Here is a 22099-nt window from a genome sequence, read left to right on the forward strand (position 1 = left end):
GGTCTACCATGGCCCACACAACCAAAAGCACCACGCCAGGAGACTCCCAATGCCCACCGAGGCCACCCACCGCGTCTTCAACCAGGTCTCGGACCTGACCGGCTTCAACCCCTTGACGTCCGACACCACGTTGCAAAGCGCACTCGAACGCCTGGGCGGCGGCTGGAACGCCAGCGCGCTGCAAGCCTTCGGTGATCAGCTCGGCGCCCCCGAGACGCTGCGGTGGGCTGCCGAGGCCAACACATACCACCCCGAACTCCACACCCACAGCCGCACCGGCGAGCGCATCGACGCCATCCGCTTCGACCCCGCCTGGCATGCGCTGCTCGGTTTGATGCGCAGCCAGGGGCTGCAGGCGTTGCCCTTTGCCGAGCCGCGCGCGGGCGCATGGGCCGCCCGCACGGCGGGCTATTACATGCAGGCGCAGATCGAATCCGGCACGCTGTGCCCGGCGACGATGACGTTCGCGAGCATTCCCGTGCTGCAGAAAGAGACCGCGCTGTTTGCCGAACTGGGCCCCCGCCTCTACGCCCGCGAACACGATGCACGCGATCTGCCGTGGCGCCAGAAGACCGCCATCCTCGTCGGCATGGGGATGACCGAAAAGCAGGGCGGCTCCGATGTGCGCAGCAACACCACGGTGGCAACGCCCCTGCGCGGCGAGGGCCGTGGCGCCACATACGCGATCACGGGGCACAAGTGGTTCTTCTCTGCGCCGATGTGCGATGCACACCTGGTGGTCGCGCGCATGGGCGCGGAAGACGGACCGCTGTCGTGCTTCTTCGTGCCGCGCTTTCGCGACGATGGCAGCAAGAACCCAATCCAGATCCAGCGCCTGAAAGACAAGCTCGGCAACCGTTCCAACGCCAGCTGCGAAGTGGAGTTCCGCGGCGCAGAGGGCATCCTCATTGGCGAGGAAGGGCGCGGCATTCCGACCATCATCGAGATGGCCACGCATACGCGGCTGGATTGCGTGATCGGCAGCGCGGCCATCCTGCGCCACGCGCTGATGCAGGCGCTGCACCACGCACGGCATCGCATGGCCTTCGGCCGCCTGCTGGCTGATCAACCGCTCATGCGCAACGTGCTGGCCGACCTCGCGCTCGAATCGCAAGCCGCGACCTTGCTGATGATGGAACTGGGCAGCGCGTTCGAGCGCGCAGACGTCGATCCGCTGGCCGCGGCATGGAAGCGCATCGTCACGCCCGCCGCCAAGTTCTGGGTCTGCAAGCGCGCCATTGAGGCCACCGGCGAGGCGATGGAAGTCTGGGGCGGCAACGGCTATGTGGAAGAAGGCCCGATGGCGCGCCTGTACCGTGAAGCGCCGGTCAACTCCATCTGGGAGGGCTCGGGCAACGTGATGTGCCTGGACGTGCTGCGCGCCATCGCCCGCACGCCGGACGACGCACTGCGCCTGATGCACGACATTGGCGAGCGCGCGCAGGGCCACCGTGCCGTGCGCGCAGAGCTGGCGGCGCTGCAGGCGATGCTGCACCAGCCCGGCGACATTCAGGAGACGTCTGCCCGCCGCATCGCGCAGGGGCTGGCGCTCACCGCACAGGCCGCCCTGATGCTGGCCCATGCCCACCCCGACGACGCCGAGCGCTTCATCGCCAGCCGCTTCCATCATCAGCATGGCCGCGTGTTCGGCACGCTCGACGGACATGCGCAGGAGCTGGGTGCGGTGCTGCAACGCGCGTGGCCCGTATGAAGATTCTGTGAAGAGAAACGCGGGAAGGCCGGCGTGAAAGCGGGATGAAAGACCACATCGCCTAGGGTAGGGGAGCCGCGCGAGCGCGCCGGCACCAGAAAAATAACCAGACAGGAGACATTCCGTGCCGCACCCGACCCGCGCATTGCTCGCGGCCGGCCTGGCGTTGTGCGCTTTCCAGGCGTTGGCTGCATCCCCCGTGCTTGACCGCATCCGCGATACCGGCGCCGTCCGGCTGGCGTATCGCGAGAACTCCGTACCGTTCTCCTATGTCGATGGCGGCAAGCCGGTGGGGTATTCGATCGACCTCTGCGCGCGGCTGGTCGACGCGATCAAGGTGGCGGTCAAGCGGCCGGACCTGAAGGTGCAGTACGTGCCCGTGACGCCAGCCACGCGCATCGCCGCCATCACCGAGGGCCGCGCAGACCTCGAATGCGGTTCGACCAACAACACGCGCGAGCGCCGCGAGAAGGTAGCGTTCACTATCCCGCATTACATTGCCAGCAGCCGCATGCTGGTGAAGACCAGTTCGGGCATCCACCGCTGGGAAGATCTCAACAACAAAACGGTGGTCTCCACGCGCGGCAGCACGAACGGCGGGCAGATCCGCGCGATGGCCGACGCGCGCGTGCTCAAGGTCAACGTGGTGGAGGCCCGCGACCACGCTGAAGCCTTCGGCATGGTGGCGGCCGGCAAGGCCGATGCGTTTGCGATGGACGATGTGCTGCTCTATGGCTTCCGGGCGACGTCGCCCAACCCGGCGGACTACGCGGTCGTCGGCAGCAACCTGGCTGTGGCGCCGTACGCGATCATGCTCGGCAAGGACGACGCCGAGTTCAAGAAGGTGATCGACCTGGCGATGTCACGCACGATCCTCGATGGCGAGGCGGAAAAGCTCTACAAGAAGTGGTTCCAGCAGCCCATTCCGCCAAATGGCGTGAAGCTGGAGATCCCGATGAGCTTCCTGCTGCGCGACTCGTTCAAGTTCCCCACCGACAAGGTGGCGGACTAGCGCAACGCTTATCAACCATGCACCGAGAAGGTGCTTGAGGGTATACCCGCATTCAGCGCATAATGCGCGCCCATGGCGGCGCGTGACATTGCTTCACGTTTTGGCATTCCCGGGGGGAGTGACGGCGCGCCCCAGCCAATGCTGCGCAGCCGGGCGGATATCGCCCGGCAATCGATTGCGCGCACGGCCGCGTCGATAGGGCCCCGATGCGGTCGGCTGGCCACTAGAAGCCCGAACCTCTCCTAGGACCTTTGACGATGCCGTTCGCTGCGCGCACGTGGCTGCTGGCCGCGCTTGCCATTCCTGCTGCTGTTTCCACCGCTGTCTTCCCGTCCAACGCCGTTGCCGCCACCCCGACGCTCGATCGCATCCGCGATTCGGGCACGGTGCACGTGGCGTATCGGGAAGACTCGATTCCGTTTTCGTACCTCGATGGCACCAAGCCTGTCGGCTACACGATCGATATCTGCTCGCGCCTGATCGATACGATCAAGACCTCGCTCAAGCGCCCGGACCTGAAGGTGCAATACGTGCCGGTGACCGCCGCCACGCGTATGGACGTGGTCGCTTCGGGCAAGGCCGACCTGGAATGCGGCTCGACCAACAACTCGCGCGAGCGCCGTGAGAAGGTCGCCTTCACCATTCCGCACTACATCACCAAGGGCCGCATGCTGGTAAAGGCTGGCTCGCCGATCCAGCAATGGGAAGATCTGAACGGCAAGACGGTGGTGGCCGCGCGCGGATCGACCAATGCCGACCTCGCACGCAAGCTCAACGAGACGGGCATGACGATGCACGTGGTGGACGCCAACGACCTGCGCAGCGCCTTCGCCATGCTGGCCGATGGCCGCGCCAATGCATTTGCCGGTGACGACATCCTGCTCTCGGGCATGCGCGCCACCGCGAAGAACCCGGCTGACTACCGCCTGACGGGCAAGACGCAGCTTGTGTCGTCGTACGCGATCATGCTGAGCAAGCAGGACCCGGAGTTCAAGAAGCTGATCGACCAGTCGATGACGCGGCTGATTGTCGATGGCGAGGTGCCGAAGCTCTACAAGAAGTGGTTTCAGCAGCCGATTCCGCCGAATGGGGTGAATCTGGAGGTGCCGATGAGTTATTTGCTGCGGGATTCGTTTAATACGCCTACGGATAGTGCTGGCAACTAATGCTGGCGGCTGTTTTGTCCCCCCGGGGTGGGTGTTTGTGGTCCATCCCTGGTTTCATCCCCTGCCGGGGCTGACTCACTTTCTTTGTCTTGCCAAAGAAAGTATGCAAAGAAAGGCGCGCCCGAGATGGCGACTTCTCCTTGAATTTCCATGACCGTGCGGGGAAGGAGGCAAACTCGCTTCGCTCAAACAGGCCTCCTTCCTTTTCCTCTCTGCAACAGAAATTCAAGGCGCCATCTAGGGCTCCAACGGCCACACCGTCGGTGTGCGGAGGGCGACGCTGCGGTTCATCGCCCTGGTCGTTTTTAGTGCACCTCGGCCGGTGCTGCTTGCGCCGGGATGCTGCTCACCACATTCAGCGTCGGGCGTCCGCCTTGGCGCATGAGGTCGGCAGCGCGCTCGGCGATCATGATGATGGGGGCGTTGGTGTTGCCGCCGATCAGCGTGGGCATGACCGAGCCGTCGATCACGCGCAGGCCCGTGAGGCCGCGCACGCGCAGTTCCGGGTCGACCACGGCCATGGCGTCGTCCGCACTGCCCATCTTGCAGGTGCCGACGGGGTGGTAGATGGTGTCGGCGTGCTGGCGGATCAGCGCACGCACGGCTTCGTCGTCGGAGCCATCGCCGCGGATGTTCCCGGAATACAACTCACGCCCGCCTAGATCGGCCAGCGGCCGTTGCGCGAAGATGCTCTTCACGGCGCGGAAGCCGGCAAGCATGCCGTTCATGTCGTCCGGGTCGGATAGGAAACGCGGATCGATCAGCGGTGCCTCACGCGTGTCGGCGGTGGCCAGGCGCACTTCACCACGGCTCTTTGGGCGCAGCACGCACACGTGGCATGAATAGCCGTGGCCGTAGTTGAACGTGCGGTTATGGTTGTCGGCCATGGCCACCACGAAGTGCAGTTGCAGATCGGGATCGGCCAGATCGGGCCGGCTCTTGATGAAGCCGCCGGCTTCGGCAAAGTTGGTCGTCAGCATGCCGCGACGCTCGCGCCGGTAGCGCAGTATCTGGCCCAGCATGTGGGCGCTGCCGCGCGCGGAATAGCCGATCAAATCCAGGTTGAAGACTTTCTTGTGCAGGATGATGTCGAGGTGGTCCTGCAGGTTCTGACCGACGCCGGGCAGGTCGTGCACGACGGGAATGCCGAGCGAGCGCAGATGCTCCGCCGGGCCCACGCCCGAGGCCATCAGCAACTGCGGCGACCCGAACGCCCCTGATGAGACGATCACCTCGCGACGTGCGCGCAGCGTTTCAGTGCGCCCGCCGCGCTCCACCGTCACGCCTGCCGCGCGCTTGCCCTCGAAGACGATGCGCAGCGCCTGTGTGTCGGGCATCACCGTGAGTTGGCGGCGGTTGCGGCTGAAGGTGGCGTCTGCCTTGTCCCCGCCATGCAGATAGGCGCGCGCGGCGTTCCAGCGCTCGCCGTTGTATTGCGTGACCTGGTATGAGCCGACGCCTTCCTGGTCGGGACCGTTGAAATCGTTGTTGCGGCGGTAGCCTGCTGCCACGCCGGCATCGACAAAGCGTTGTGCGATGGGGTTGCCGGTGCGCAGGTCGCTTACGTGCAGCGGGCCGGTGCCGCCGTGCAGCGCGTCGTCATCGCGGCCAGCAAAGCGTTCGTTGCCTTCGGAGCGCTTGAAGTAGGGCAGCACATCGCTCCAACTCCAGCCGGTGCAGCCAAGTGCCGCCCAGTGGTTGTAGTCGCTGGGCGTGCCACGGATGTAGATCATCGCGTTGAGCGACGAGCTGCCGCCCAGCCCCCGCCCGCGCGGCTGATAGCCCTGACGCCCGCCCAGCCCCGCTTGCGGCACGGTCTGAAATCCATAGTTGCGTTTGTTCTTGAACGGCAGCGACGCCGCGCATCCGGCTGGCACCCATACCGAGAGGTGATGGTCGTGCGGCCCGGCCTCCAGCAGCGCGACGGTCACGTCGGGGTCTTCGGTCAGCCGGCTGGCAAGCGCGCAACCGGCTGAGCCTGCGCCGACGATGACGTAGTCGAAAGTGAGCGCGGATGTCTGCGATTCGGTGGCCATGGGTGTCTCCGGATGGTTTTCTAATGGGCGAGCGACGCCGCCGGCTTATTGCCGGTCACGAGTTCACATCCTAGGCGTGCCGGGTTGTTTCAAACGACCGGGCTTACCCGCATTAGAGGCATCGTTCGATGTCATGCAACAAAGCGGTGGGAGGCCGCACCCAAACCCTTTAGCTGACGCCAACAGCGGGATATTGCATTGCAGCAATTCAGGGCCGGCACACGGTTGCGCGCGCCCACGGCCCCTCGCGCTGTACCTCTTCGAGCGCAACGGCGCCACGGTCGACCGCGTGATGGCCGGCACGATTGCCGGCGGCGTGTGCATCAACGAGACGCTGCTGCACGTAGCGCAGGACGACCTACCCTTTGGCGGCGTGGGCGCCAGCGGCATGGGCGCGTACCACGGCATCCACGGGTTCGAGCGGTTCTCGAAGATGAAGCCGGTGTTCCGGCAATCGGCCATCAACGGGCTGGGCCTGTTCCGTGCCCCGTACGGCAAGACGTTTGAGGCGATGATGAAGCTCTTGGTGCGCTGATCGACGGGCACCCGATCACGGCTGCCACATCGGCACGATCGAGACGGCCAGCAGCATGCCCAGCACCGCATTGAGCACACGCCACTGGCGCGGCGTCTTCAACAGCCGCGCCAGCACGATCCCGGCCGCGCACCACAGCGACAGCGACGCCAGCGCGGCCAACCCAAAGGTCGCGCCCAGCAGCGCCGCCAACTGCAGCGGGCCGCTGGCCAGCATCGCAAATGAAGCCGCCGCGCCCAGCGCCATTGCCCAGCCCTTGGGGTTCAGCCACAGCAGGCAGGCGCCGCCAAACAGCGTGGTCGGCACCGTGGCGGCGGCATTGAGATTGGGCGGACCGCTGCGCGCCACTTTCCACGCCAGCCACAGCAGATAGGCCGAACCCGCCCCCTTCATCACCAGCAGCAGCCCCGGCGCAGCCATCAGCAACCCGGCCAAGCCCGCTGCCGCACCCGCGGCCAACGAAGCCAGCCCGACGGCAATGCCCACCATGAGCGGAATCGAGCGCCGAAACCCGAATTGCGACCCGGAGGCTGTCGCCAGCGTCGTCGCCCCGCCCGGCGACACGGTAGACACCACGGCAAACAACACCAGCGGCGCGATGGAGGAAAACGCTTCGACGGCCATAGTCGGCACTCTCGGGTGGTGACGGATGGCCCACTGTAGAGCGCGCAAAACCATTAGCAAATCGAAGGTTTTTGATGCAGTCCATTAGCATCTAGAATGCCGCGATGGCCAAGAACCTCGACATCACCCTCGTGCGCACCTTCATTGCCGTGGCGGAAAACGCCAGCATGACGGTGGCCGCCAACGCGCTGCACCTCACGCAGGGCGCCGTCAGCCAACAGATCAAGCGCCTCGAAGACGCCTTCGAATGCCGCCTGTTCGAGCGCGACGGCCGGCGGCTGGAACTCACCCACGCGGGTGAACGCTTCCTCGGCCGCGCCAAACGCCTGCTCGCGCTCAACGACGAAATCTGGGCCGACATGGCCGCCCGCCCGCTGCAGGGCCCGGTGCGCCTGGGCGTGCCTTACGACCTCGTGGGCACCGTCTTCCCGCCGATCTTCAAGGCGTTTACCGAGGCGTGGCCGTCGGTGGAGTTGACCATCGTGTGCGGCACCTCGCCCGAGCTGGCGGAGGGCATTGCGCGCGGCGAGCTGGACGTCGCCGTGGTCGAAGCCCCGGTGGATGAAGCCACGGGCGAATGCCTGTGCGTGGAGCGTCTGGTGTGGGTTGGCCCGCGCGGCGGCAACGTGCATGCGAAACGGCCGCTGCCCCTGTCGATGGTGGATGAGAGCTGCGCCTTCCGCGCCCGCGTGCTGAAAGCCCTGGGCGAGCACGGCATCGAATGGCGCACGGTGTTCGAGAGCGGCAACATTGAAGCGACCACCGCCACGGTGCGCACCGGGCTGGCCGTCACGGCATGGCTGACGCCGACGGTGCCGGCGGACCTGGACATCCTCGGGCCTGAAGCTGGCCTGCCTGAACTGCCGATGTTTGCGATCAGCCTGCTGTTGCCCGCGCAAGGTGCGAGCGCGGCGGCGCTGGCGTTGGCCCAGTGCGTGCGCGACGGTTTCTCTACGCGGCAGCGCGTGGCGGAGCGGCGCGCCGCCTGACCCGTGGCCGGCGGTTACAGCCCGCCGCCTTCGATCTGCACGCGCCCGTTCGGCGTATCGAGCACAAGCGTCAATGCCGGCCGCGCCGCCTCGGTCAATTCGACGTATCGGTTCTCCGGTTCGGAAGCATCCCAACCCAGCCCCTGAAGCTTTGTGCGGATGGCCGCCATCTCCGGATGTGCGAGTTGGAATTGGTTCAGGCGCAGCCCAACATCCTGCATCCGGTCGACTGGGCTTTGGCCGCCGGCCCAGTCGATGAGTGCGGGCCAGCAACCGCCCGCTTCCGCTTCACCGTCCTTGCGGTGGAAGAAGTGCCACCGCAAATCGCCACGGGACACCTCAAGCAATTCGTGCTGCGGGGCAGCCTTAACGTTGCGCGCCAGATCGGGAACGCTGGCAACCCAGCCGAACAGTTGGGGCGCATCTTTCAGCTTGCCTTCCTGCATCAGGCGGTCCAGTGCAAACCAGCGCGTCCTGTTGGGCGGCGGCGCCTCGGGGTCGATGGCGATGAACTCCAGAAAGACGCCGGGCGCGACGCGTGTGACCAAGTTGTGCGTGCCCATCAAGGGATGCTTGCCGCCTGCAGGCAGCGCGACGCCAAACAACTGCGACGCATACGCCTGCGCCTGGTCGAGGGATTGCGCGACGAACGCAATGTGATCGAGCTTCAAAATGGCTCCCGCTATATCGGTCTGAAACCGGAGCGCCCAGCATGCCACAGCGCATTCCACGGCGTTGCTGCGTGGTGCCGGCATCCCCGCCCGTCTCGGGGATGGGTCCAACTGTTCTTATGCGGCGGAAACCCGCCGGCGCTCAATGGCGGCCAACACCTCCCACGTGTGCGGATCCACGTCGCTTCCCCCGAGCGACATCGACAGATACACGTCGATGGCATCGATAAAGCCTTTCACGAATGCCGGTGGATACGCGTGTTCCGAAAAGTACGTGAGCTGCTCGCGCAGCCTGCCGGGCCGGCAATGCCCAGGGTCGCGCATGACGCTGTGCGTGCGGCACAGAAACGCGCGTGCCGAGACCGCACCGTCAAGGTAGATGCGGTTTTGGGTCAGAGACATGCGGCACCTCCCGGTTGCGTGGGGTGCACGCAGCGCCAAGGGGGAGGAGAGGGGTAAGACGCGGGGCGATGCCCGCCGGATGCGGTAGCCATGTGGCCTCCGGGGATAGGTCGAGGGAGGCTCGCCGCTCGCTGCGAAACGAGGGTGGCGGGCCTGACAACAGGGTTCGCAGACCGGCCTCCTATCCCAGCATTGCCGGCAGACCCGAAGGTCTCCCTGCCCGGCCCGCCATGAAAAGCATAGGCGTGCACAAGCACCGGACATGAAAACGCCGCGCGGAGGCGGCTGTCCGTCTGGGAAAAAAGGGAGGAAATGGGCTGCGAAACCCGGTCACCGTTGGTGCGGTGACGGTGGGGATTATAGCGATCGGATACATCCATCCTATTCGTAATATTTCGCCAAATCCCGCATGGCGCTTCGTTCGGCCAAGAGAATCCTTGAGGACTAACACCCACGAGGAGGCTGACTTGAGGCGCAACTTTCTGAAGAAGGGCGATGGATCAACCGCCGGAGCTGAAGTGCTTGAAGGCGAGGAAACCTGCACGCACAACGGTACCGCGCTGACATTCATTGGGGCCAAGGTCTATTGCTACGCATGCAAGACCGTTGGCTTGATCGCTGCACAAGGGCCGCGATGGCCCGATTTCATGATGGAGAAAGAGCAGGCACTTGAAGGGGATATCTGCATCTGCAAGTGCCAGCCCCCACCCATCATGATTGCGTCTCAAAACGACAGCTTCCAGAGTTTTGAGCACCATGAGCTTGCTGCACTGGGATTCGGTGAAAGCAGCAACCCTTTGCGTACTGCGCTGTCGGCTACAAGGCACTTCAATGCCTGTTCTTCGTACGACGAACAGACGCATCTCGTGTCCCCCGGCGTTGAGGGCATCCCGTACTACATCGAAACCGCAGACGGCCGCGCTTTTTCTGGGTGCGTACCCGCAAATGGATTGCTGCCGCGAATTGATACGCAAGGTGACGAGCCATACACAGTGCTCTGGGGCGACGAGGCACTGGCAATGCAAGCGGGGGAATCGGCATGACGGCAGCGCAACGCAAACCGCTCAAACAAAAGGCGCAGGTTCGGACCAATACAACGCGGGGCTCAGTGTGCCGAATAGACGCGCCGGCGGTGACGTTTGCGGACTTATGGGACAACTACGTCACGGGCGATCCCTATGCTGACCCCACTGGAGCCTACAAAAATCAGTGCGCAATCCGCATGAGCGCAACCTTGCATCGCATTGGTATAGAGATGAAATCGTTCTCAGAGAAGGTGATAAAACCCCCACCCGGCAAAGACACCATCGGGCGTATCTTGCTAAAAGGAAAAGCCACGGCAACGCGGGCTGATGAAATGGCCATATGGCTGAATCTGCAACCGTTCTGTGGCTTGCCTAAAAGACCGCAGGACGTGACGAGCAAGGACTGGGAGATGAAGGTGAAGGGACGTACCGGCATCATCTTCTTCGGGGAATATTGGACTCGCGATGGCGAATCATCGGATCGCGCTAGTGGTGGTCACATCGATCTCTGGAATAAAGACACGTTGACGCCTTCCTCGACGTCCTTTTTTCGATTCAGGCTTGGCTTCAATAGTCTTTGGTATTCGGACTTGCGGAACTCCAAGAAAATTCTCTTCTGGGAGATCAAGTGAAGGCTCTCATAACTGCAGTACTTGGTTCTTTTTTTGGGGCCGCAATTGGCATCGTCTTATCGCTGCCCTTCATGCACTTCATTCCCGTGTGCGGAGAGGACTGCGCCGCAAGGCGGCTAGGGTTGCTACTTTCCTGTGCGTTAGTGGGTGCCATCTTGCTGTGCGCGACTTGCCTTACGTTGCGACTCAAGCGAAGCCGTACTGCCATCTGGACCTTCGTCCTTGGCGCTGAACTCATCATCACTCTCGTGGTGGCGATGAGCGCTTACATCTATCAGTTGCGAGAAGAGAACGCATACCTCTACAGCATCCGTGAGATACAACCGGAGTCGGATTTCTACCTAACTGTCGTCGCCAAAGAAGATGTGCAGGCATATGCGTTCCATGCCCCTGCGAATCGGGAGCAGTCGATTCTCATTAAGCAATGGGAACGCTGTACAGCCGGAGGACCAACGGTCGGACGAACCCAAATCCACTGCAGATCGGGGTATGGCTGGGTGGATCGTGCTGTGATGCTCAAAAAATTCGCCTTCGTTCGTGATCCTCGCTTGCGCTATGACCAAAGTGAGGAAGGCTTAAAGTGAGGCGCGTTGGTTTCGCGTTGCTGTTTCTTGCCGTTGGACTGCTCACAACGTGGATGGCGCTAAAGGTCAGCAGCCAGATGTCATACAGGCTGCCTTTCAAACTTGTACCTCGCGCAGGAAGAGGTTGCTATGAAATTGGCCCTTGCTGGCTGCCGTGGTGGGCGATTGTTCCCCTGCTTGGATACTTGCTTGGCCCCACGCTGCTATTTGCCATAACGGGTTGGATTAGCGCCCGTCCCGGCACCAGTGCGCTGCGAGTATGGCTCCGACTATTGGGGCTGGTCATTGCGACAGGCGTGTTCTTCGTGGCTGGATATGCGCTCCAACCCTGAAGATATGCGCTCCAGACAATTGGGTTGAACCATAAGGCTGCAGCGGACTCATCGGTTCGATAAAACAAAAACCCCGCCAACCGGCGGGGTCCCCCAAATCCTTTTGAGCCTGCAAGCAAATCAGGCTTGCGGCGCGGCCCCATCTTCCGGAGCTGCCTCGGCGCCTTCGGCCTTGGCTTCATCCTTCTTTTCGATCATCTCTTCCAGCGCGCCCGCACCCTTGAAACCGGCGACGGCGGCAACCGCCTTGGTCAGCAGGCCGGCATCCGGATCGACTTTCTCGGCGGCTTCAACGGCGGCGACGGCGCCGGCGATCTTGCCCACTTCATCCAACAGTCCCATGGTCACCTCCGCGTGATTGAACGGGAGAGCCATCTTCCCACCGGCAAGCGGCGGAAGTGCAAGCAAAGTTAAAAATTTTCGGCGGGCGTTCGTTTGCGTACAGCGCGCGTCACTCCGCTTCTGCGCCGGCAGGGGTAGCGGTGAGCGCGGCAAGGCGCTGACGGGCGCTATCGGTAATCGGGCTCGATTGGCGCGTGGCAACGTCGATCTGCACAATCACCGATTGCGAGGTGGCGGCGCAGCGGCCATTCTGAAAGATGGCCTGTTCCAGCTTGACCGAGCTGCGGCCGACGCTTGCCACGCGCGTGCCGATCTGCACGGAGCCGGGCCAGAGAATTTCACTACGGAAATCGAGCACGAGCTGCGCGATGACGAACTCGCAGCCGGGCGCGGCCAGCGGGTTGTCGGGCGAGAAGAGCATCTCAACGCGACCCGTCTCCAGGTACGTGGCGAAGACGGCATTGTTGACGTGGCCCTGGCGGTCGGTGTCGCCGTAGCGGAGCTTGTCGGTCGAATGCAGCGGGTAATCGGAAAGGGATGGCGTGGTCGTCATGTAGGGGGGGGCGCGAAGTCTGGGGCAACCTGCGCATTCTGCCTGCCTTCCTGTGCAAACGCTGACAGCGTGACTGCACCACAGCGCTTCCGTTGACTCGTATCAACGCGTTGCTTTCAGCAGCGCTTAAGTTGGAAGCAGACACCGACCGCGCACGGGCGCGGCCGCGGACATGGCAAGGAGGCCACATGAAAACCCTGGTACTGGCGACGGACGGATCGGCCTATTCCGATGCGGCAGCGCGCTGCATTGCCGACAAGACCCTCTTCGGCAGCGATGTGACGGTGCACGTCGTGCACTGCATGCCGGACCTTTCTGGCGATATCAAGTCGCTCGTCGGCAAGGCAGAGGTCGACGCTTGGTACGCGGAGGAAAGCACCGGCGCCATGGCATCGGTCTGCGCGGTCCTGGGTGCGGCTGGCGTGCCATTCGAGCAGCATGCACTGGTGGGTTTTCCGCCCGACCGCATCGTGCATCACGCGCAAAGCGCGGGGGCCGCGGCCATCGTCATGGGCTCACATGGGCGCGGCGTGTTCGTCGAAGCCCTGATGGGCTCGGTGGCAGGCCGGGTGCTGGCCCATGCCGAATGCCCGGTGGTGCTGGTGAAGGCGCCCAAGGCTTGAAGGGGGCGGGAAGCGCGGAGCAGCTCAACTCCGCTGCGCGCTGCGCTACCCCAGCGGCGGTCCGTTGCTGCCGACGATGGGCGCGGCTGAGCGCGCATTGGCACCGCAGGCCGATGCGGCATGGTTTAGGATGAAGGCACCTTTTCGTCACATCCTGGGGGACCCCATGTTGCATCGCCGCCGTCTTGCGCTCGCCTTCGCGGGCGCCGCGCTGTTTGCTGCTGCCACGCCTTCGTTCGCCTATTTCCGTAACGTGCTGGCCAGCACCATCATCGGCTCGATGAGCCCGACGGAGCTGAAGTCGTTCACCAAGGCCATCGGCGATGTGCTGAAGAGCACCGCCGACAACACGCCCGCGCAATGGACCGCGCCGGCCAGAGGCAAGCAACCCGCCATCGACGCGACCATCACGCCGCTGGAATCCAAGACAGACGCAGGGCAATCGTGCCGCCGCCTGCAGAGCGAGCTGGCACGCGGCAGCAGCAAGGAACAGTGGACGGCATGGCTGTGCAAGCAGCCAAGCGGGGAATGGAAGTTGCGGCCGCTGGCGCAGTAAGGCATCGGCCACCGGGCGGCTATGGTTGAGCGAGCCACCAAGACCGGATGGCTCGCCCCCGGCTTCAATCAGCGGGCCGCCGGAAACACCACCGCCAACCCCAGCAGAATCATCGCCATGCCCGCTATTGCAACCGGCGCAAGGCGATGCCCCAGCACCAAATCATCCAGTAGCGCCGTGACCACCGGCACAAGGTAGAACAGGCTCGTCACGTTGACGAGGTTGCCGCGCTGCATGAGCCGGTAGAAGAGCAACTGCGCCCCCACCGACATCACCACGCCCATCCACAGCAAGGCGGCGATGCCGGGCAGGCTGAGCGTGAAAGTCGGTGTTTGCTCGGGCAGCGCCAATGCAAACCCCGCACACAGAACGAGGCTCACCGCGTTCTGCAGCGGCAGCGTATCGATGGGCGACTGGTTCAGCCGCTTCTGGCAGATGGCGCCCACCGTCATGCCAAGGAGGGCGGCCAGCGCATAGCCGAGACCGACCATCGGCACCTGGTGCGTATCGGCTCCGCCCACCACGAGCGATAGGCCGCCCAGTGCCAGCACGAGCCCGGCCATCCGCCGCGCAGACCACGTGCGCTCGGTCACCAGCAGCGTGAGCAGCGGCTGCACGCCAAGCACCGTTGCCAGCAGCCCGGGCGTGAGGCCGCGGTCCAGCGCGAGCAGATAGCAGATCGAATAGCCGCCGGTGAGCAACGCACCGGTGGCGGCCACCTTCAGGCGTGATCCCCGTGCCGGCCACCATTGCCCCCGCCGGAACCTGAGCCCCGCCAGCACCAAAGACGCGAGCGCAAAGCGCCCGACCAGAAACGCGAACGCCGAGACGTGCTGCACCCCGATCTCCGCAAAGATTGCGCCGCTGCTCCACAGCAGCACGAATAGAACCGTCGCGCCGGACCCTACCAGCGCGGCTTGCATGGAACGCATACCACTCACCTGTCGAAAAAGGATGTCGGGTTCCGACGCGCAGGCGAGCGCCTGCCTCGGGCGTGTGCCCGAGCCTGGTTCAGGTCAACCGGAAACGAAGCGGCTGGACGTCAGCCGAGTGCGGGCAGATGTGGCGGCGGCGGCGCGCCGACGTCGTAGCCCGAACAGACGACAGGAGGAGGGAAGGGGCCGGGCCGCACGCACACGTCATCCACGCGGGCGCGAGGGCCGGCGGCGAGGAGGGTGGCGCGAAGTCGGGACATGAAGACGAAGATTCGGAGAATCGAAGAATCAGAATTGGCCGATGGCGTTGGAGCAGCCTATCGGGGTCGCGCGCATAGCGCAAGGTTGGCGCTACTTCAGGTACGACTTGATCACTTGCATCACCGTGTCGAGATCTTCCTGGCGCTGCGCCTCGGCGGGTTCCTTCACGACGTGATCCGTCAGGTGGCCCTCGATGACCGCCGCCATCAGCCCGTTGACCGCGCCGCGAATGGCCGCAATCTGCTGCAGGATGGCCGTGCAATCGCCCTCTTCAGCGAGTTGTTTTTCCAACGCTGCGGCTTGCCCCTGGATACGCCGCACGCGCGCCAGCAGCTTGGCTTTATCGCGGATGGTATGGGCCATGGATCAGGTATCGAGGTGGTGTAAATGATGCGGGAGGGTAGCATCACTATACTAGGGGGGAGTATATTTCGCCTACCCGAATTTATTGACTGCCATCCATGACCGCCTTCACCACCCTGCTACAGCAAGGCAACGCCTGGCTGTTCGTTCCCAGTGCGATCCTGCTGGGTGCGCTTCATGGCCTGGAGCCTGGGCATTCCAAGACGATGATGGCGGCGTTCATTGTTGCGATCCGCGGCACGCTCACGCAGGCGGTGTTGCTGGGGCTGTCGGCCACGGTGTCGCACACGGCGGTGGTGTGGGCAGTAGCCATGGCAGGCCTGTACTTCGGCCGCAACTGGAACGCCGAAACCACCGAACCGTATTTTCAGGTGGTGTCTGCCGTGCTGATCGTGGCCGTGGCAGCGTGGATGATGTGGCGCACCTGGCGCAGTACCCACGCGGCGCACGACCACGACCACGACCATCATCACCATGATCACGATCACGGCCATGACGAGGTTCAGCGCATCGACACCGGCCATGGCGTCGTGCAGTTGGCGATCTTTGAAGACGGCGTTCCGCCGCGCTTCCGGCTGACGCGCGAGGGCACGCGTGGCACCGCTTGGTCGGCCGAGCAGGTGCAGGTTGTGACCGAGCGGCCCGACGGCAGCCTGCAAACCTTCCGCTTCGTCCAGCGCGATGGCTTTCTGGAATCGGAGCAATCCATTCCCGAGCCGCACGCCTTTGTGGCGCGCCTGTCGCTTGGGCACGAACACCATCGGCATGACTATGACGTCACGTTCACCGAGCACGACCACGACCATGGCGGGCTCGATGTGTCCTCTGCCGAATACCAGGACGCCCACGAACGCGCGCACGCCAACGACATCCGCCACCGCTTTGCCAACCGTGAAGTGACCACGGGCCAGATCATCGTGTTCGGGCTCACCGGCGGGCTGATTCCGTGCCCGGCGTCGATCACCGTGCTGCTGTTGTGCCTGCAACTCAAGAAGATCACCTTGGGCGCAGCGCTGGTGCTGTGCTTCAGCATCGGGCTGGCGCTCACGCTGGTGGCGTCTGGCGCGCTGGCGGCGCTGAGCGTGAAACACGTCTCCCGCCGCTGGGGTGGCTTTGGTGAGTTTGCGCGCAAGGCGCCGTACCTCTCGGGCGCGCTGATTGCCCTGGTGGGGCTGTACGTGGGCTGGCAGGGCGTGCACGGGCTGATGCAACTGCCGTAGCAACGTCCACGTTTTTTTCTGCAAGGCTGCATCCACTGCCGCGCGGCCTGCGTATCTGCAGGTACAGGTTGGTGCGGCATGTTTTTCGTCGATGCAGTGTCAGGTTTGCATGCGCACCGCGACCAACCTGTGGGATCCGGGCGGCCACGCTCCGCCAGCGATCCGATGGGATGCCGCCTCCGGCGGCACGTTCACCGCTCGAGGAGTTCACCATGCATACCCGCCGCATTACCCTGGCCTTGCTTGCCACGCTTTCCGCTTCTGCCGCACTGTTCATCGCGCAACCGGCTTCGGCCGCGCAGGCCAAGTACGATCCATACACGCAAGGCGCCGTCGACAAGACGGACCCGTTCACGCAAGGTGCAGACCGTCAGGCTGATACCTACGGCTATCTGTCGTGGAAGTACGATCGCTTCGATCCGTATGCGCAAGGCGCGGATCGGCAAGCCAGCGCACATGATGCGCTCACATGGCGCGGCGATACGCGCTACCCCGGCGGCACGGACGGCGCAAGCGCGTGATTGGCTGCGTATGGCATGAGAGGGGCCCCTAAGAGACACGGCCCCCTCTGCGCCGGCATCACGTCGACGGCGTTGCCCCCTCGACGATCCGGTCGTACAGCGCACGCGCCGCAGGCGACAACTGCGCCGCCTTGCGCGTGACGAGCACCAGCGTGCGCGACACCTCCGGCTCGACCAGTTCCACCGTGCGGATCATCGGATACGCATTCTTCTGAATGGCGAGCCGCGGCACCACCGCCGCGCCCAACCCTTCCGCCACCAAGCCGAGTGCTGTTGAACTGCGCTGCACTTCGTAGAACGAATGCAGCGTGACGCCGCTCGCCTTGAGCGCGCCATCGAGCAGGCTGCGGTTGCCGCTGACCTCGCCGGCAAAGATGAGCGGGTGGGGCTGCAAGGCTTGCCATCGGATGCGGCGGCGCTTGGCCAACGGATGATCGTCGCGGCAGACAAGGACATACGGATCGCTCGTCAGCGGCACGCTCACCAACTCCGGATGCTGGTCGCCCGCAATGCTGATGCCGAACTCGGCCTCACGCCGCAGCACCGCTTGCAGCACAGACGCCGATGCATGGTCGAGAATCTTCACGCGATCGTGCGGGCGGTGCTCGGAGAACGCGCGCAAGATGCGCGGCAGATATTGCACACCCACCGTCGGCACGCACGCGATCGTGATGTCGCCGCGCTGGCTCAGGCCGGTCTCGCGAATCTCCGTGAGCGCATCGGACAGCTCGTTGAGCAGACGCCGCGCCTGCGGCAGGAAGCGTTCACCGATTTCCGTCAGCTCGGTCCGGCGCGTGGTGCGCTCCACCAGCGCGACGCCCAGGAACGCCTCCAACTTGCGCAGGCGCTGCGTGATCGCAGTCTGCGTCACGTGCAGCGTGTCAGCGGCTTGCGTAAAGCTGCCGCACTCCGCAATCGCCACGAATGCCTGCACGCCCAGCGTATCGATTTTCATCAGCGTCGTGAATCAATCTGGAAATTGAATTCATTTTACTGATCGATCAGGAAACCGGACACTCCGCACATCGGCAAACGAAGGAGCGCATCGTGACGACCCCACACGATTGGTACGCGAAACAGTACGTGCAATTTGAGGACGAGCGCACGCGACCCGTCCGGGACCTGCTGGCCGCAGTGCCGCCTACGCCCATCCATATCGCCATCGACATCGGCTGCGGTCCGGGCAATTCGACGGAAGCGCTGATGGCGCGTGCGCCCGCCGCAGCCATTCGCGGCACCGACGCCTCGCCCGACATGATCCAAGCCGCACGCAAGCGCCTGCCCGACGTGCGCTTCGATGTCGCCGACATTGCTGCGTGGGATGAGCCCGGCGCGTACGACCTGATCCTCGCCAATGCGGTGCTGCAATGGCTGCCGTCGCATGAAACGCTGTTTCCGAAGCTCATCGGCAAGCTGGCGGCCGGTGGCCACCTGGCTGTGCAGATGCCGGACAACCTCGATGAGCCGGCGCACCGCCTGATGCGCGAAGTGGCCGCTACGGGGCCGTGGGCCGGCAAGCTCACGGGTGTGGAGCGCACGGAGCGCTTCGATGCGCGCCGCTATTACGCAATGCTGTCGCCGCTGTGCGCGCGCGTCGACGTATGGCGCACCACGTACATGCACCCGCTGCAAGGCGGGGCGGATGCGGTGGTCGAATGGTTCAAGGGCAGCGCGTTGCGGCCGTTCCTGGCAGCGTTGAGCGAGGATGAGCGCCCCGCGTTCCTCACGCGCTATCGAGACGCGATCGCCCAGGCGTATCCGGCCCTCGACGACGGCACGGTGTTGCTGCCATTTCCGCGCCTGTTCATCGTGGCCACGCGCAAGTAGCTGGAGTTTCAGAAACAGAAACGCCAGCCACGAAAAAAGCCCGCTGATGCTGCCGCGGGCTTTTTTTGTCCGACCGCTGCGACGCTTAGCGCGCCGGGTTCAGGGTCAGGTTCATGTGACGGTTCACATCCTTGTACAGCAGGTAACGGAAGCGGCCCGGGCCACCCGAATAGCAGGCTTGCGGGCAGAACGCGCGCAGCCACATGAAATCGCCGGCTTCGACCTCGACCCAGTCCTGGTTCAGGCGATAGACAGCCTTGCCTTCGAGCACATACAGGCCGTGTTCCATCACATGGGTTTCGGCAAACGGAATCACGCCGCCCGGCTCGAACGTCACGATGTTCACGTGCATGTCGTGGCGCATGTCGCTCATGTCGACAAAGCGCGTCGTCACCCAGGCGCCGTTGGTGCCCGGCATCGGGATCGGCTCGACATCCTGTTCGTTGGTGACGAAGGCTTCCGGCAAGGGAATGCCATCCACGACCTGGTAGTGCTTGCGGATCCAGTGGAAGCGCACCGCGGCATCGCTGAGGTTGTGCAGCGTCCAGTCGGCGCCCGGGGGAATGAACGCGTACCCGCCCGGCGTGAGCGTGTGCTTCTTGCCCTGCAGCGTCAGCTCGGCTTGGCCTTCAACAACGAACAGCACGGCTTCGGCGTTCTTGTCCTGCTCGGGCTTGTCGCTGCCGCCGCCCGGGTTCACTTCAACGATGTACTGCGAGAAGGTCTCGGCAAAGCCCGAGAGCGGGCGGGCGATCACCCACAGGCGCGTGTTGGTCCAGAACGGCAGCCAGCTCGTGACGATGTCGCGCATCACCCCTTTGGGGATCACCGCGTACGCCTCGGTGAACATCGCGCGATCGGTCAGCAGATCCGTCTGCGGCGGATGGCCGCCATGCGGCGCGTAATACGTGGTCTTAGACATATTGCATTCAGGCAATGGGTTGGTCCGGCCCCGGGCGCAAACAGCATCGGGCGGTTCGTACACGGGCGGCGTTGACGATAGCGAAGTCACTCACAATCGACCAATTAAATGTTGCGATGACTTCCATTCGATTTGCCACTACCCACTGGCCCCTGCGGTGCGCAGATCAGCGCGCCAGCATCAGGTCCAAGTTCTGGACCGCCGCGCCTGAGGCGCCTTTGCCGAGGTTGTCGAACACCGCCGTGAGCAAGACCTGACCGTGGCCATTGGCGAACACACCCAGACGCATGTCGTTGGTGCCGTTGAGCGCCTGGGGATCCAGATGCGGCAAGGCCGAAGACACCTGCAGCGGCATCACCTCCACATGCCGCGCACCAGCGTAGTGGTCGGTCAGACACGCGTGCAGCGCGGCCGCATCAACGCCGGTGTTGAGCAGGCGCAGTTCCAACGGCACCGTCAACACGATGCCCTGGCGATATGCGCCGTAGGCCGGGACGAACATCGGCCGCTGCGTGAGCCCCGCATGCAACTGGATCTCCGGCGTGTGCTTGTGTGCCAGGCCCAGCCCATACACCTGGAACGGCAATGCATGCGCTGCTTCCGGCCCCTCGTAGGTTTCCACCGCGGCGCGGCCACCCCCCGAATAGCCGGACACGGCATGAATGCTGGTCGGGTAATCCGCCGGCACGAGGCCCGCCTGCACGAGCGGGCGCAGCAGCCCAATCGCGCCGGTCGGATAGCAGCCCGGGTTGGTCACGTGCGACGCTGCGGCAACGCGATCGGCTTGCGCTTCGTTCATCTCCGGAAAGCCATACACCCAGCCCGGCGTGGTGCGATGCGCGGAGCTGGCGTCGATCACACGCACGCCCGGGTTGACGATGGCCGCCACCGCCTCGCGCGCAGCCGCATCGGGCAGGCACAGGATGGCGATATCGCAGGCGTTGATGGCCTCGGCGCGGCGTTGCGCATCTTTGCGCGCGGCGGCGGGTAGCGTCAGCAGTTTCAGGTCTTGCCGCTCCACACGGCCGCGCAGCCGCTCGTGAATCTGCAGGCCGGTGGTGCCTTGGTCGCCATCAATGAAGACGAGGGGAGTGGACATGACGGGGCGCTCCAGTGGAAAGAGAGTAGTGGCAAATGCGAACCCCCATCTTCGAGCGGCACCTAGAATATGAAAAGTTGAATTTCCCAACCATCACATTCAGCTTTTCTGAATCATGCGAGAAATCAGTCTGGACCGCCTGCGCACCCTCGTGGAAGTGGCCGGCCGCGGCTCGTTTGCCGACGCGGCTCGGGCCCTGCATCTCGCGGCGCCCACGGTCAGCCTGCACATCGCCGAGCTGGAAGACCGCGTGGGCGCGCAACTTCTCTCACGCAAGCGCGGGCAGGTGCAGCCCACCGCCATTGGCGAGGTGATGGTGGACCGCGCCCGCAAGCTGCTCGCCGATGCCGAACAGGCGCTGGACGATATCCAACGGCAAGTGCAGGGCCTGAGCGGGCGCGTGCGGCTGGGCGCTTCCACCGGGGCGATCGCACATCTGCTGCCACAGGCGTTGGACGTGCTGCGGCAAGACCACCCCGCCATCGACGTGCAGGTGGCGGTGCTCACCTCACAGGAAACGCTGGTGGGGCTCGCCGATGGGGCCTTGGATATTGGCCTGGTGGCGCTGCCGCAATCGCAGGTGGCCGGCCTCGCCATCAAACCGTGGCGGCGCGACCCAGTCATGGCGTTCCTGCCGGCGCACTGGACGAGCCCGGCGCGCATCACGCCCGCGTGGCTGTCTGCACAACCGCTGATCCTGAACGACGCCACCACACGACTCTCGCGCCAGACGACCGAATGGTTCGCGGCGGGCGGCCATCATCCCGTACCGCGCATCCAGCTCAACTACAACGACGCCATCAAGAGCCTGGTCGCGGCCGGTTATGGTGCAACGCTGCTGCCGCATGAGGCATCGGACGCGCCATCGGATACGCGCATCACCATGCGCCCGCTGCGGCCCGCCTTGTGGCGAGAGCTTGGTATCGCCCACCGGGCCGGTCATGTAGAGCGATCGACACAGCACGTGCTCGACGTGCTTTGGATGCTCCGGGCGAAATAGCGCATTGCACGCCTCGAAATCGTGACGAGGCGCAGAATCCCGCTTGAATAAAGTTTGACTTCTTGTGTCGCGACAACTATCGTAAGATATGTTTTCTGACACAACGCGGCGTGCCTGCCGGCCGATTCCGGCTCCAGCCTGCGCGCGCCGCCGCCTCC

The 22099-nt window shown here is 64.2% G+C and carries 24 protein-coding genes and 1 pseudogene; 14 read left to right on the forward strand and 11 right to left on the reverse strand.

From position 1 onward, the window contains the following. Nucleotides 1-49 precede the first annotated feature (49 nt). From BG83_RS0112855 to BG83_RS0112865, 3 genes are all read left to right on the forward strand, one after another. Nucleotides 50-1711 carry an acyl-CoA dehydrogenase family protein gene (locus tag BG83_RS0112855; RefSeq protein WP_024977111.1) on the forward strand — a complete coding sequence of 554 codons (1662 nt, stop codon included), beginning with the start codon at nt 50-52 and terminating at the stop codon, nt 1709-1711. 124 nt (nt 1712-1835) lie between these two features. Beyond that, the gene (locus BG83_RS0112860; RefSeq protein WP_024977112.1) at nt 1836-2723 is read left to right on the forward strand and encodes an amino acid ABC transporter substrate-binding protein; all 888 of its coding nucleotides are present in this window, start codon (nt 1836-1838) and stop codon (nt 2721-2723) included. Nucleotides 2724-2980: 257 nt separating this feature from the next. Continuing rightward, the gene (locus tag BG83_RS0112865) at nt 2981-3889 is read left to right on the forward strand and encodes an amino acid ABC transporter substrate-binding protein (protein ID WP_024977113.1); all 909 of its coding nucleotides are present in this window, start codon (nt 2981-2983) and stop codon (nt 3887-3889) included. Nucleotides 3890-4194: 305 nt separating this feature from the next. Here the strand turns inward: BG83_RS0112865 and BG83_RS0112870 are convergent, their stop codons facing one another. Beyond that, nucleotides 4195-5925 carry a GMC family oxidoreductase gene (locus BG83_RS0112870; protein ID WP_024977114.1) on the reverse strand — a complete coding sequence of 577 codons (1731 nt, stop codon included), beginning with the start codon at nt 5923-5925 and terminating at the stop codon, nt 4195-4197. A 229-nt stretch (nt 5926-6154) separates the two neighbouring features. Here BG83_RS0112870 and BG83_RS29835 point away from each other — a divergent pair. Next, nucleotides 6155-6460 (forward strand): annotated as a pseudogene (locus BG83_RS29835) (aldehyde dehydrogenase family protein); the annotation flags it as partial. A gap of 15 nt (nt 6461-6475) precedes the next feature. Here the strand turns inward: BG83_RS29835 and BG83_RS0112880 are convergent. Continuing rightward, the gene (locus BG83_RS0112880) at nt 6476-7084 is read right to left on the reverse strand and encodes a LysE family translocator (RefSeq protein WP_024977116.1); all 609 of its coding nucleotides are present in this window, start codon (nt 7082-7084) and stop codon (nt 6476-6478) included. Nucleotides 7085-7188: 104 nt separating this feature from the next. On the opposite strand from BG83_RS0112880, the gene BG83_RS0112885 reads away from it, so the two are divergent. Continuing rightward, complete coding sequence (locus BG83_RS0112885; RefSeq protein WP_024977117.1) at nt 7189-8073, forward strand: LysR family transcriptional regulator; 885 nt, start codon at nt 7189-7191, stop codon at nt 8071-8073. A 14-nt stretch (nt 8074-8087) separates the two neighbouring features. Here the strand turns inward: BG83_RS0112885 and BG83_RS0112890 are convergent, their stop codons facing one another. After that, nucleotides 8088-8744: a VOC family protein gene (locus BG83_RS0112890; protein ID WP_024977118.1), complete on the reverse strand. Its 657-nt coding sequence runs from the start codon at nt 8742-8744 to the stop codon at nt 8088-8090. Nucleotides 8745-8861: 117 nt separating this feature from the next. Further along, nucleotides 8862-9146: a hypothetical protein gene (locus BG83_RS0112895; protein ID WP_024977119.1), complete on the reverse strand. Its 285-nt coding sequence runs from the start codon at nt 9144-9146 to the stop codon at nt 8862-8864. Between the two features lie 467 nt (nt 9147-9613). Between BG83_RS0112895 and BG83_RS0112900 the strand changes: the two genes are divergently transcribed. From BG83_RS0112900 to BG83_RS0112910, 3 genes are all read left to right on the forward strand, one after another. Next, on the forward strand, nt 9614-10189 hold the full coding sequence (locus BG83_RS0112900) for a PAAR domain-containing protein (protein WP_024977120.1): 576 nt from the start codon (nt 9614-9616) through the stop codon (nt 10187-10189). Then, entirely contained in the window at nt 10186-10803 is a 618-nt protein-coding gene (locus BG83_RS0112905) for a type VI secretion system amidase effector protein Tae4 (RefSeq protein ID WP_024977121.1), read from the forward strand. The genes BG83_RS0112900 and BG83_RS0112905 overlap by 4 nt, the downstream gene beginning before the upstream one ends. Nucleotides 10804-10874: 71 nt before the next feature. Continuing rightward, nucleotides 10875-11387: a hypothetical protein gene (locus tag BG83_RS0112910; RefSeq protein WP_152543698.1), complete on the forward strand. Its 513-nt coding sequence runs from the start codon at nt 10875-10877 to the stop codon at nt 11385-11387. A gap of 452 nt (nt 11388-11839) precedes the next feature. On the opposite strand, the gene BG83_RS0112915 is transcribed toward BG83_RS0112910, so the two are convergent. Both BG83_RS0112915 and BG83_RS0112920 read right to left on the reverse strand, forming a co-directional pair. Then, nucleotides 11840-12061 carry a hypothetical protein gene (locus BG83_RS0112915; RefSeq protein WP_009239453.1) on the reverse strand — a complete coding sequence of 74 codons (222 nt, stop codon included), beginning with the start codon at nt 12059-12061 and terminating at the stop codon, nt 11840-11842. Between the two features lie 109 nt (nt 12062-12170). Further along, a complete protein-coding gene (locus BG83_RS0112920; RefSeq protein ID WP_024977123.1) occupies nt 12171-12614 on the reverse strand; it encodes an acyl-CoA thioesterase in 444 nt (147 codons plus the stop codon). Between the two features lie 188 nt (nt 12615-12802). Between BG83_RS0112920 and BG83_RS0112925 the strand changes: the two genes are divergently transcribed. Both BG83_RS0112925 and BG83_RS0112930 read left to right on the forward strand, forming a co-directional pair. Continuing rightward, nucleotides 12803-13237 (forward strand): universal stress protein, encoded by a 435-nt coding sequence (locus tag BG83_RS0112925; RefSeq protein WP_024977124.1) that lies wholly within the window; start codon nt 12803-12805, stop codon nt 13235-13237. A gap of 166 nt (nt 13238-13403) precedes the next feature. Further along, a complete protein-coding gene (locus BG83_RS0112930) occupies nt 13404-13793 on the forward strand; it encodes a hypothetical protein (protein ID WP_024977125.1) in 390 nt (129 codons plus the stop codon). Nucleotides 13794-13861: 68 nt separating this feature from the next. On the opposite strand, the gene BG83_RS0112935 is transcribed toward BG83_RS0112930, so the two are convergent. Both BG83_RS0112935 and BG83_RS0112940 read right to left on the reverse strand, forming a co-directional pair. Then, the gene (locus tag BG83_RS0112935; protein ID WP_024977126.1) at nt 13862-14725 is read right to left on the reverse strand and encodes a DMT family transporter; all 864 of its coding nucleotides are present in this window, start codon (nt 14723-14725) and stop codon (nt 13862-13864) included. Nucleotides 14726-15079: 354 nt separating this feature from the next. Then, nucleotides 15080-15352 carry a metal/formaldehyde-sensitive transcriptional repressor gene (locus BG83_RS0112940; RefSeq protein ID WP_024977127.1) on the reverse strand — a complete coding sequence of 91 codons (273 nt, stop codon included), beginning with the start codon at nt 15350-15352 and terminating at the stop codon, nt 15080-15082. A gap of 98 nt (nt 15353-15450) precedes the next feature. On the opposite strand from BG83_RS0112940, the gene BG83_RS0112945 reads away from it, so the two are divergent. Both BG83_RS0112945 and BG83_RS0112950 read left to right on the forward strand, forming a co-directional pair. Beyond that, nucleotides 15451-16572 carry a nickel/cobalt efflux protein RcnA gene (locus BG83_RS0112945; RefSeq protein ID WP_024977128.1) on the forward strand — a complete coding sequence of 374 codons (1122 nt, stop codon included), beginning with the start codon at nt 15451-15453 and terminating at the stop codon, nt 16570-16572. A 212-nt stretch (nt 16573-16784) separates the two neighbouring features. Then, complete coding sequence (locus tag BG83_RS0112950) at nt 16785-17093, forward strand: hypothetical protein (RefSeq protein ID WP_024977129.1); 309 nt, start codon at nt 16785-16787, stop codon at nt 17091-17093. A 58-nt stretch (nt 17094-17151) separates the two neighbouring features. Here the strand turns inward: BG83_RS0112950 and BG83_RS0112955 are convergent, their stop codons facing one another. Continuing rightward, nucleotides 17152-18048, reverse strand: a complete 897-nt coding sequence (locus BG83_RS0112955) for a LysR family transcriptional regulator (RefSeq protein WP_024977130.1) — start codon at nt 18046-18048, stop codon at nt 17152-17154. Between the two features lie 92 nt (nt 18049-18140). On the opposite strand from BG83_RS0112955, the gene tam reads away from it, so the two are divergent. After that, nucleotides 18141-18920, forward strand: coding sequence for a trans-aconitate 2-methyltransferase (gene tam, locus BG83_RS0112960; protein ID WP_024977131.1), 780 nt, complete (start codon nt 18141-18143; stop codon nt 18918-18920). A gap of 85 nt (nt 18921-19005) precedes the next feature. Here the strand turns inward: tam and BG83_RS0112965 are convergent, their stop codons facing one another. Continuing rightward, nucleotides 19006-19842, reverse strand: coding sequence for a bifunctional allantoicase/(S)-ureidoglycine aminohydrolase (locus BG83_RS0112965; protein WP_024977132.1), 837 nt, complete (start codon nt 19840-19842; stop codon nt 19006-19008). A gap of 166 nt (nt 19843-20008) precedes the next feature. After that, nucleotides 20009-20941: an N-acetyl-gamma-glutamyl-phosphate reductase gene (argC, locus tag BG83_RS0112970; protein ID WP_024977133.1), complete on the reverse strand. Its 933-nt coding sequence runs from the start codon at nt 20939-20941 to the stop codon at nt 20009-20011. Between the two features lie 115 nt (nt 20942-21056). Between argC and BG83_RS0112975 the strand changes: the two genes are divergently transcribed. Continuing rightward, nucleotides 21057-21941, forward strand: a complete 885-nt coding sequence (locus BG83_RS0112975; RefSeq protein WP_024977134.1) for a LysR family transcriptional regulator — start codon at nt 21057-21059, stop codon at nt 21939-21941. The last annotated feature ends 158 nt before the right edge of the window (nt 21942-22099 follow it).

The organism is Ralstonia pickettii (assembly GCF_000607165.1).
Lineage (GTDB): Bacteria > Pseudomonadota > Gammaproteobacteria > Burkholderiales > Burkholderiaceae > Ralstonia > Ralstonia holmesii.

What these genes read in the sequence shown, in the direction of transcription:
- BG83_RS0112950 (WP_024977129.1), top strand. Translation starts at nt 16,785, where the DNA reads ATGCATACCCGCCGCATTACCCTGGCCTTGCTTGCCACGCTTTCCGCT.
- BG83_RS0112895 (WP_024977119.1), bottom strand. Translation starts at nt 9,146, where the DNA reads ATGTCTCTGACCCAAAACCGCATCTACCTTGACGGTGCGGTCTCGGCA.
- BG83_RS0112975 (WP_024977134.1), top strand. Translation starts at nt 21,057, where the DNA reads ATGCGAGAAATCAGTCTGGACCGCCTGCGCACCCTCGTGGAAGTGGCC.
- BG83_RS0112945 (WP_024977128.1), top strand. Translation starts at nt 15,451, where the DNA reads ATGACCGCCTTCACCACCCTGCTACAGCAAGGCAACGCCTGGCTGTTC.
- BG83_RS0112855 (WP_024977111.1), top strand. Translation starts at nt 50, where the DNA reads ATGCCCACCGAGGCCACCCACCGCGTCTTCAACCAGGTCTCGGACCTG.
- BG83_RS0112880 (WP_024977116.1), bottom strand. Translation starts at nt 7,084, where the DNA reads ATGGCCGTCGAAGCGTTTTCCTCCATCGCGCCGCTGGTGTTGTTTGCC.
- BG83_RS0112930 (WP_024977125.1), top strand. Translation starts at nt 13,404, where the DNA reads ATGTTGCATCGCCGCCGTCTTGCGCTCGCCTTCGCGGGCGCCGCGCTG.
- BG83_RS0112965 (WP_024977132.1), bottom strand. Translation starts at nt 19,842, where the DNA reads ATGTCTAAGACCACGTATTACGCGCCGCATGGCGGCCATCCGCCGCAG.
- BG83_RS0112940 (WP_024977127.1), bottom strand. Translation starts at nt 15,352, where the DNA reads ATGGCCCATACCATCCGCGATAAAGCCAAGCTGCTGGCGCGCGTGCGG.
- BG83_RS0112905 (WP_024977121.1), top strand. Translation starts at nt 10,186, where the DNA reads ATGACGGCAGCGCAACGCAAACCGCTCAAACAAAAGGCGCAGGTTCGG.
- BG83_RS0112955 (WP_024977130.1), bottom strand. Translation starts at nt 18,048, where the DNA reads ATGAAAATCGATACGCTGGGCGTGCAGGCATTCGTGGCGATTGCGGAG.
- BG83_RS0112925 (WP_024977124.1), top strand. Translation starts at nt 12,803, where the DNA reads ATGAAAACCCTGGTACTGGCGACGGACGGATCGGCCTATTCCGATGCG.
- argC (WP_024977133.1), bottom strand. Translation starts at nt 20,941, where the DNA reads ATGTCCACTCCCCTCGTCTTCATTGATGGCGACCAAGGCACCACCGGC.
- BG83_RS0112915 (WP_009239453.1), bottom strand. Translation starts at nt 12,061, where the DNA reads ATGGGACTGTTGGATGAAGTGGGCAAGATCGCCGGCGCCGTCGCCGCC.
- BG83_RS0112920 (WP_024977123.1), bottom strand. Translation starts at nt 12,614, where the DNA reads ATGACGACCACGCCATCCCTTTCCGATTACCCGCTGCATTCGACCGAC.
- BG83_RS0112910 (WP_152543698.1), top strand. Translation starts at nt 10,875, where the DNA reads ATGCACTTCATTCCCGTGTGCGGAGAGGACTGCGCCGCAAGGCGGCTA.
- BG83_RS0112885 (WP_024977117.1), top strand. Translation starts at nt 7,189, where the DNA reads ATGGCCAAGAACCTCGACATCACCCTCGTGCGCACCTTCATTGCCGTG.
- BG83_RS0112935 (WP_024977126.1), bottom strand. Translation starts at nt 14,725, where the DNA reads ATGCGTTCCATGCAAGCCGCGCTGGTAGGGTCCGGCGCGACGGTTCTA.
- BG83_RS0112865 (WP_024977113.1), top strand. Translation starts at nt 2,981, where the DNA reads ATGCCGTTCGCTGCGCGCACGTGGCTGCTGGCCGCGCTTGCCATTCCT.
- BG83_RS0112870 (WP_024977114.1), bottom strand. Translation starts at nt 5,925, where the DNA reads ATGGCCACCGAATCGCAGACATCCGCGCTCACTTTCGACTACGTCATC.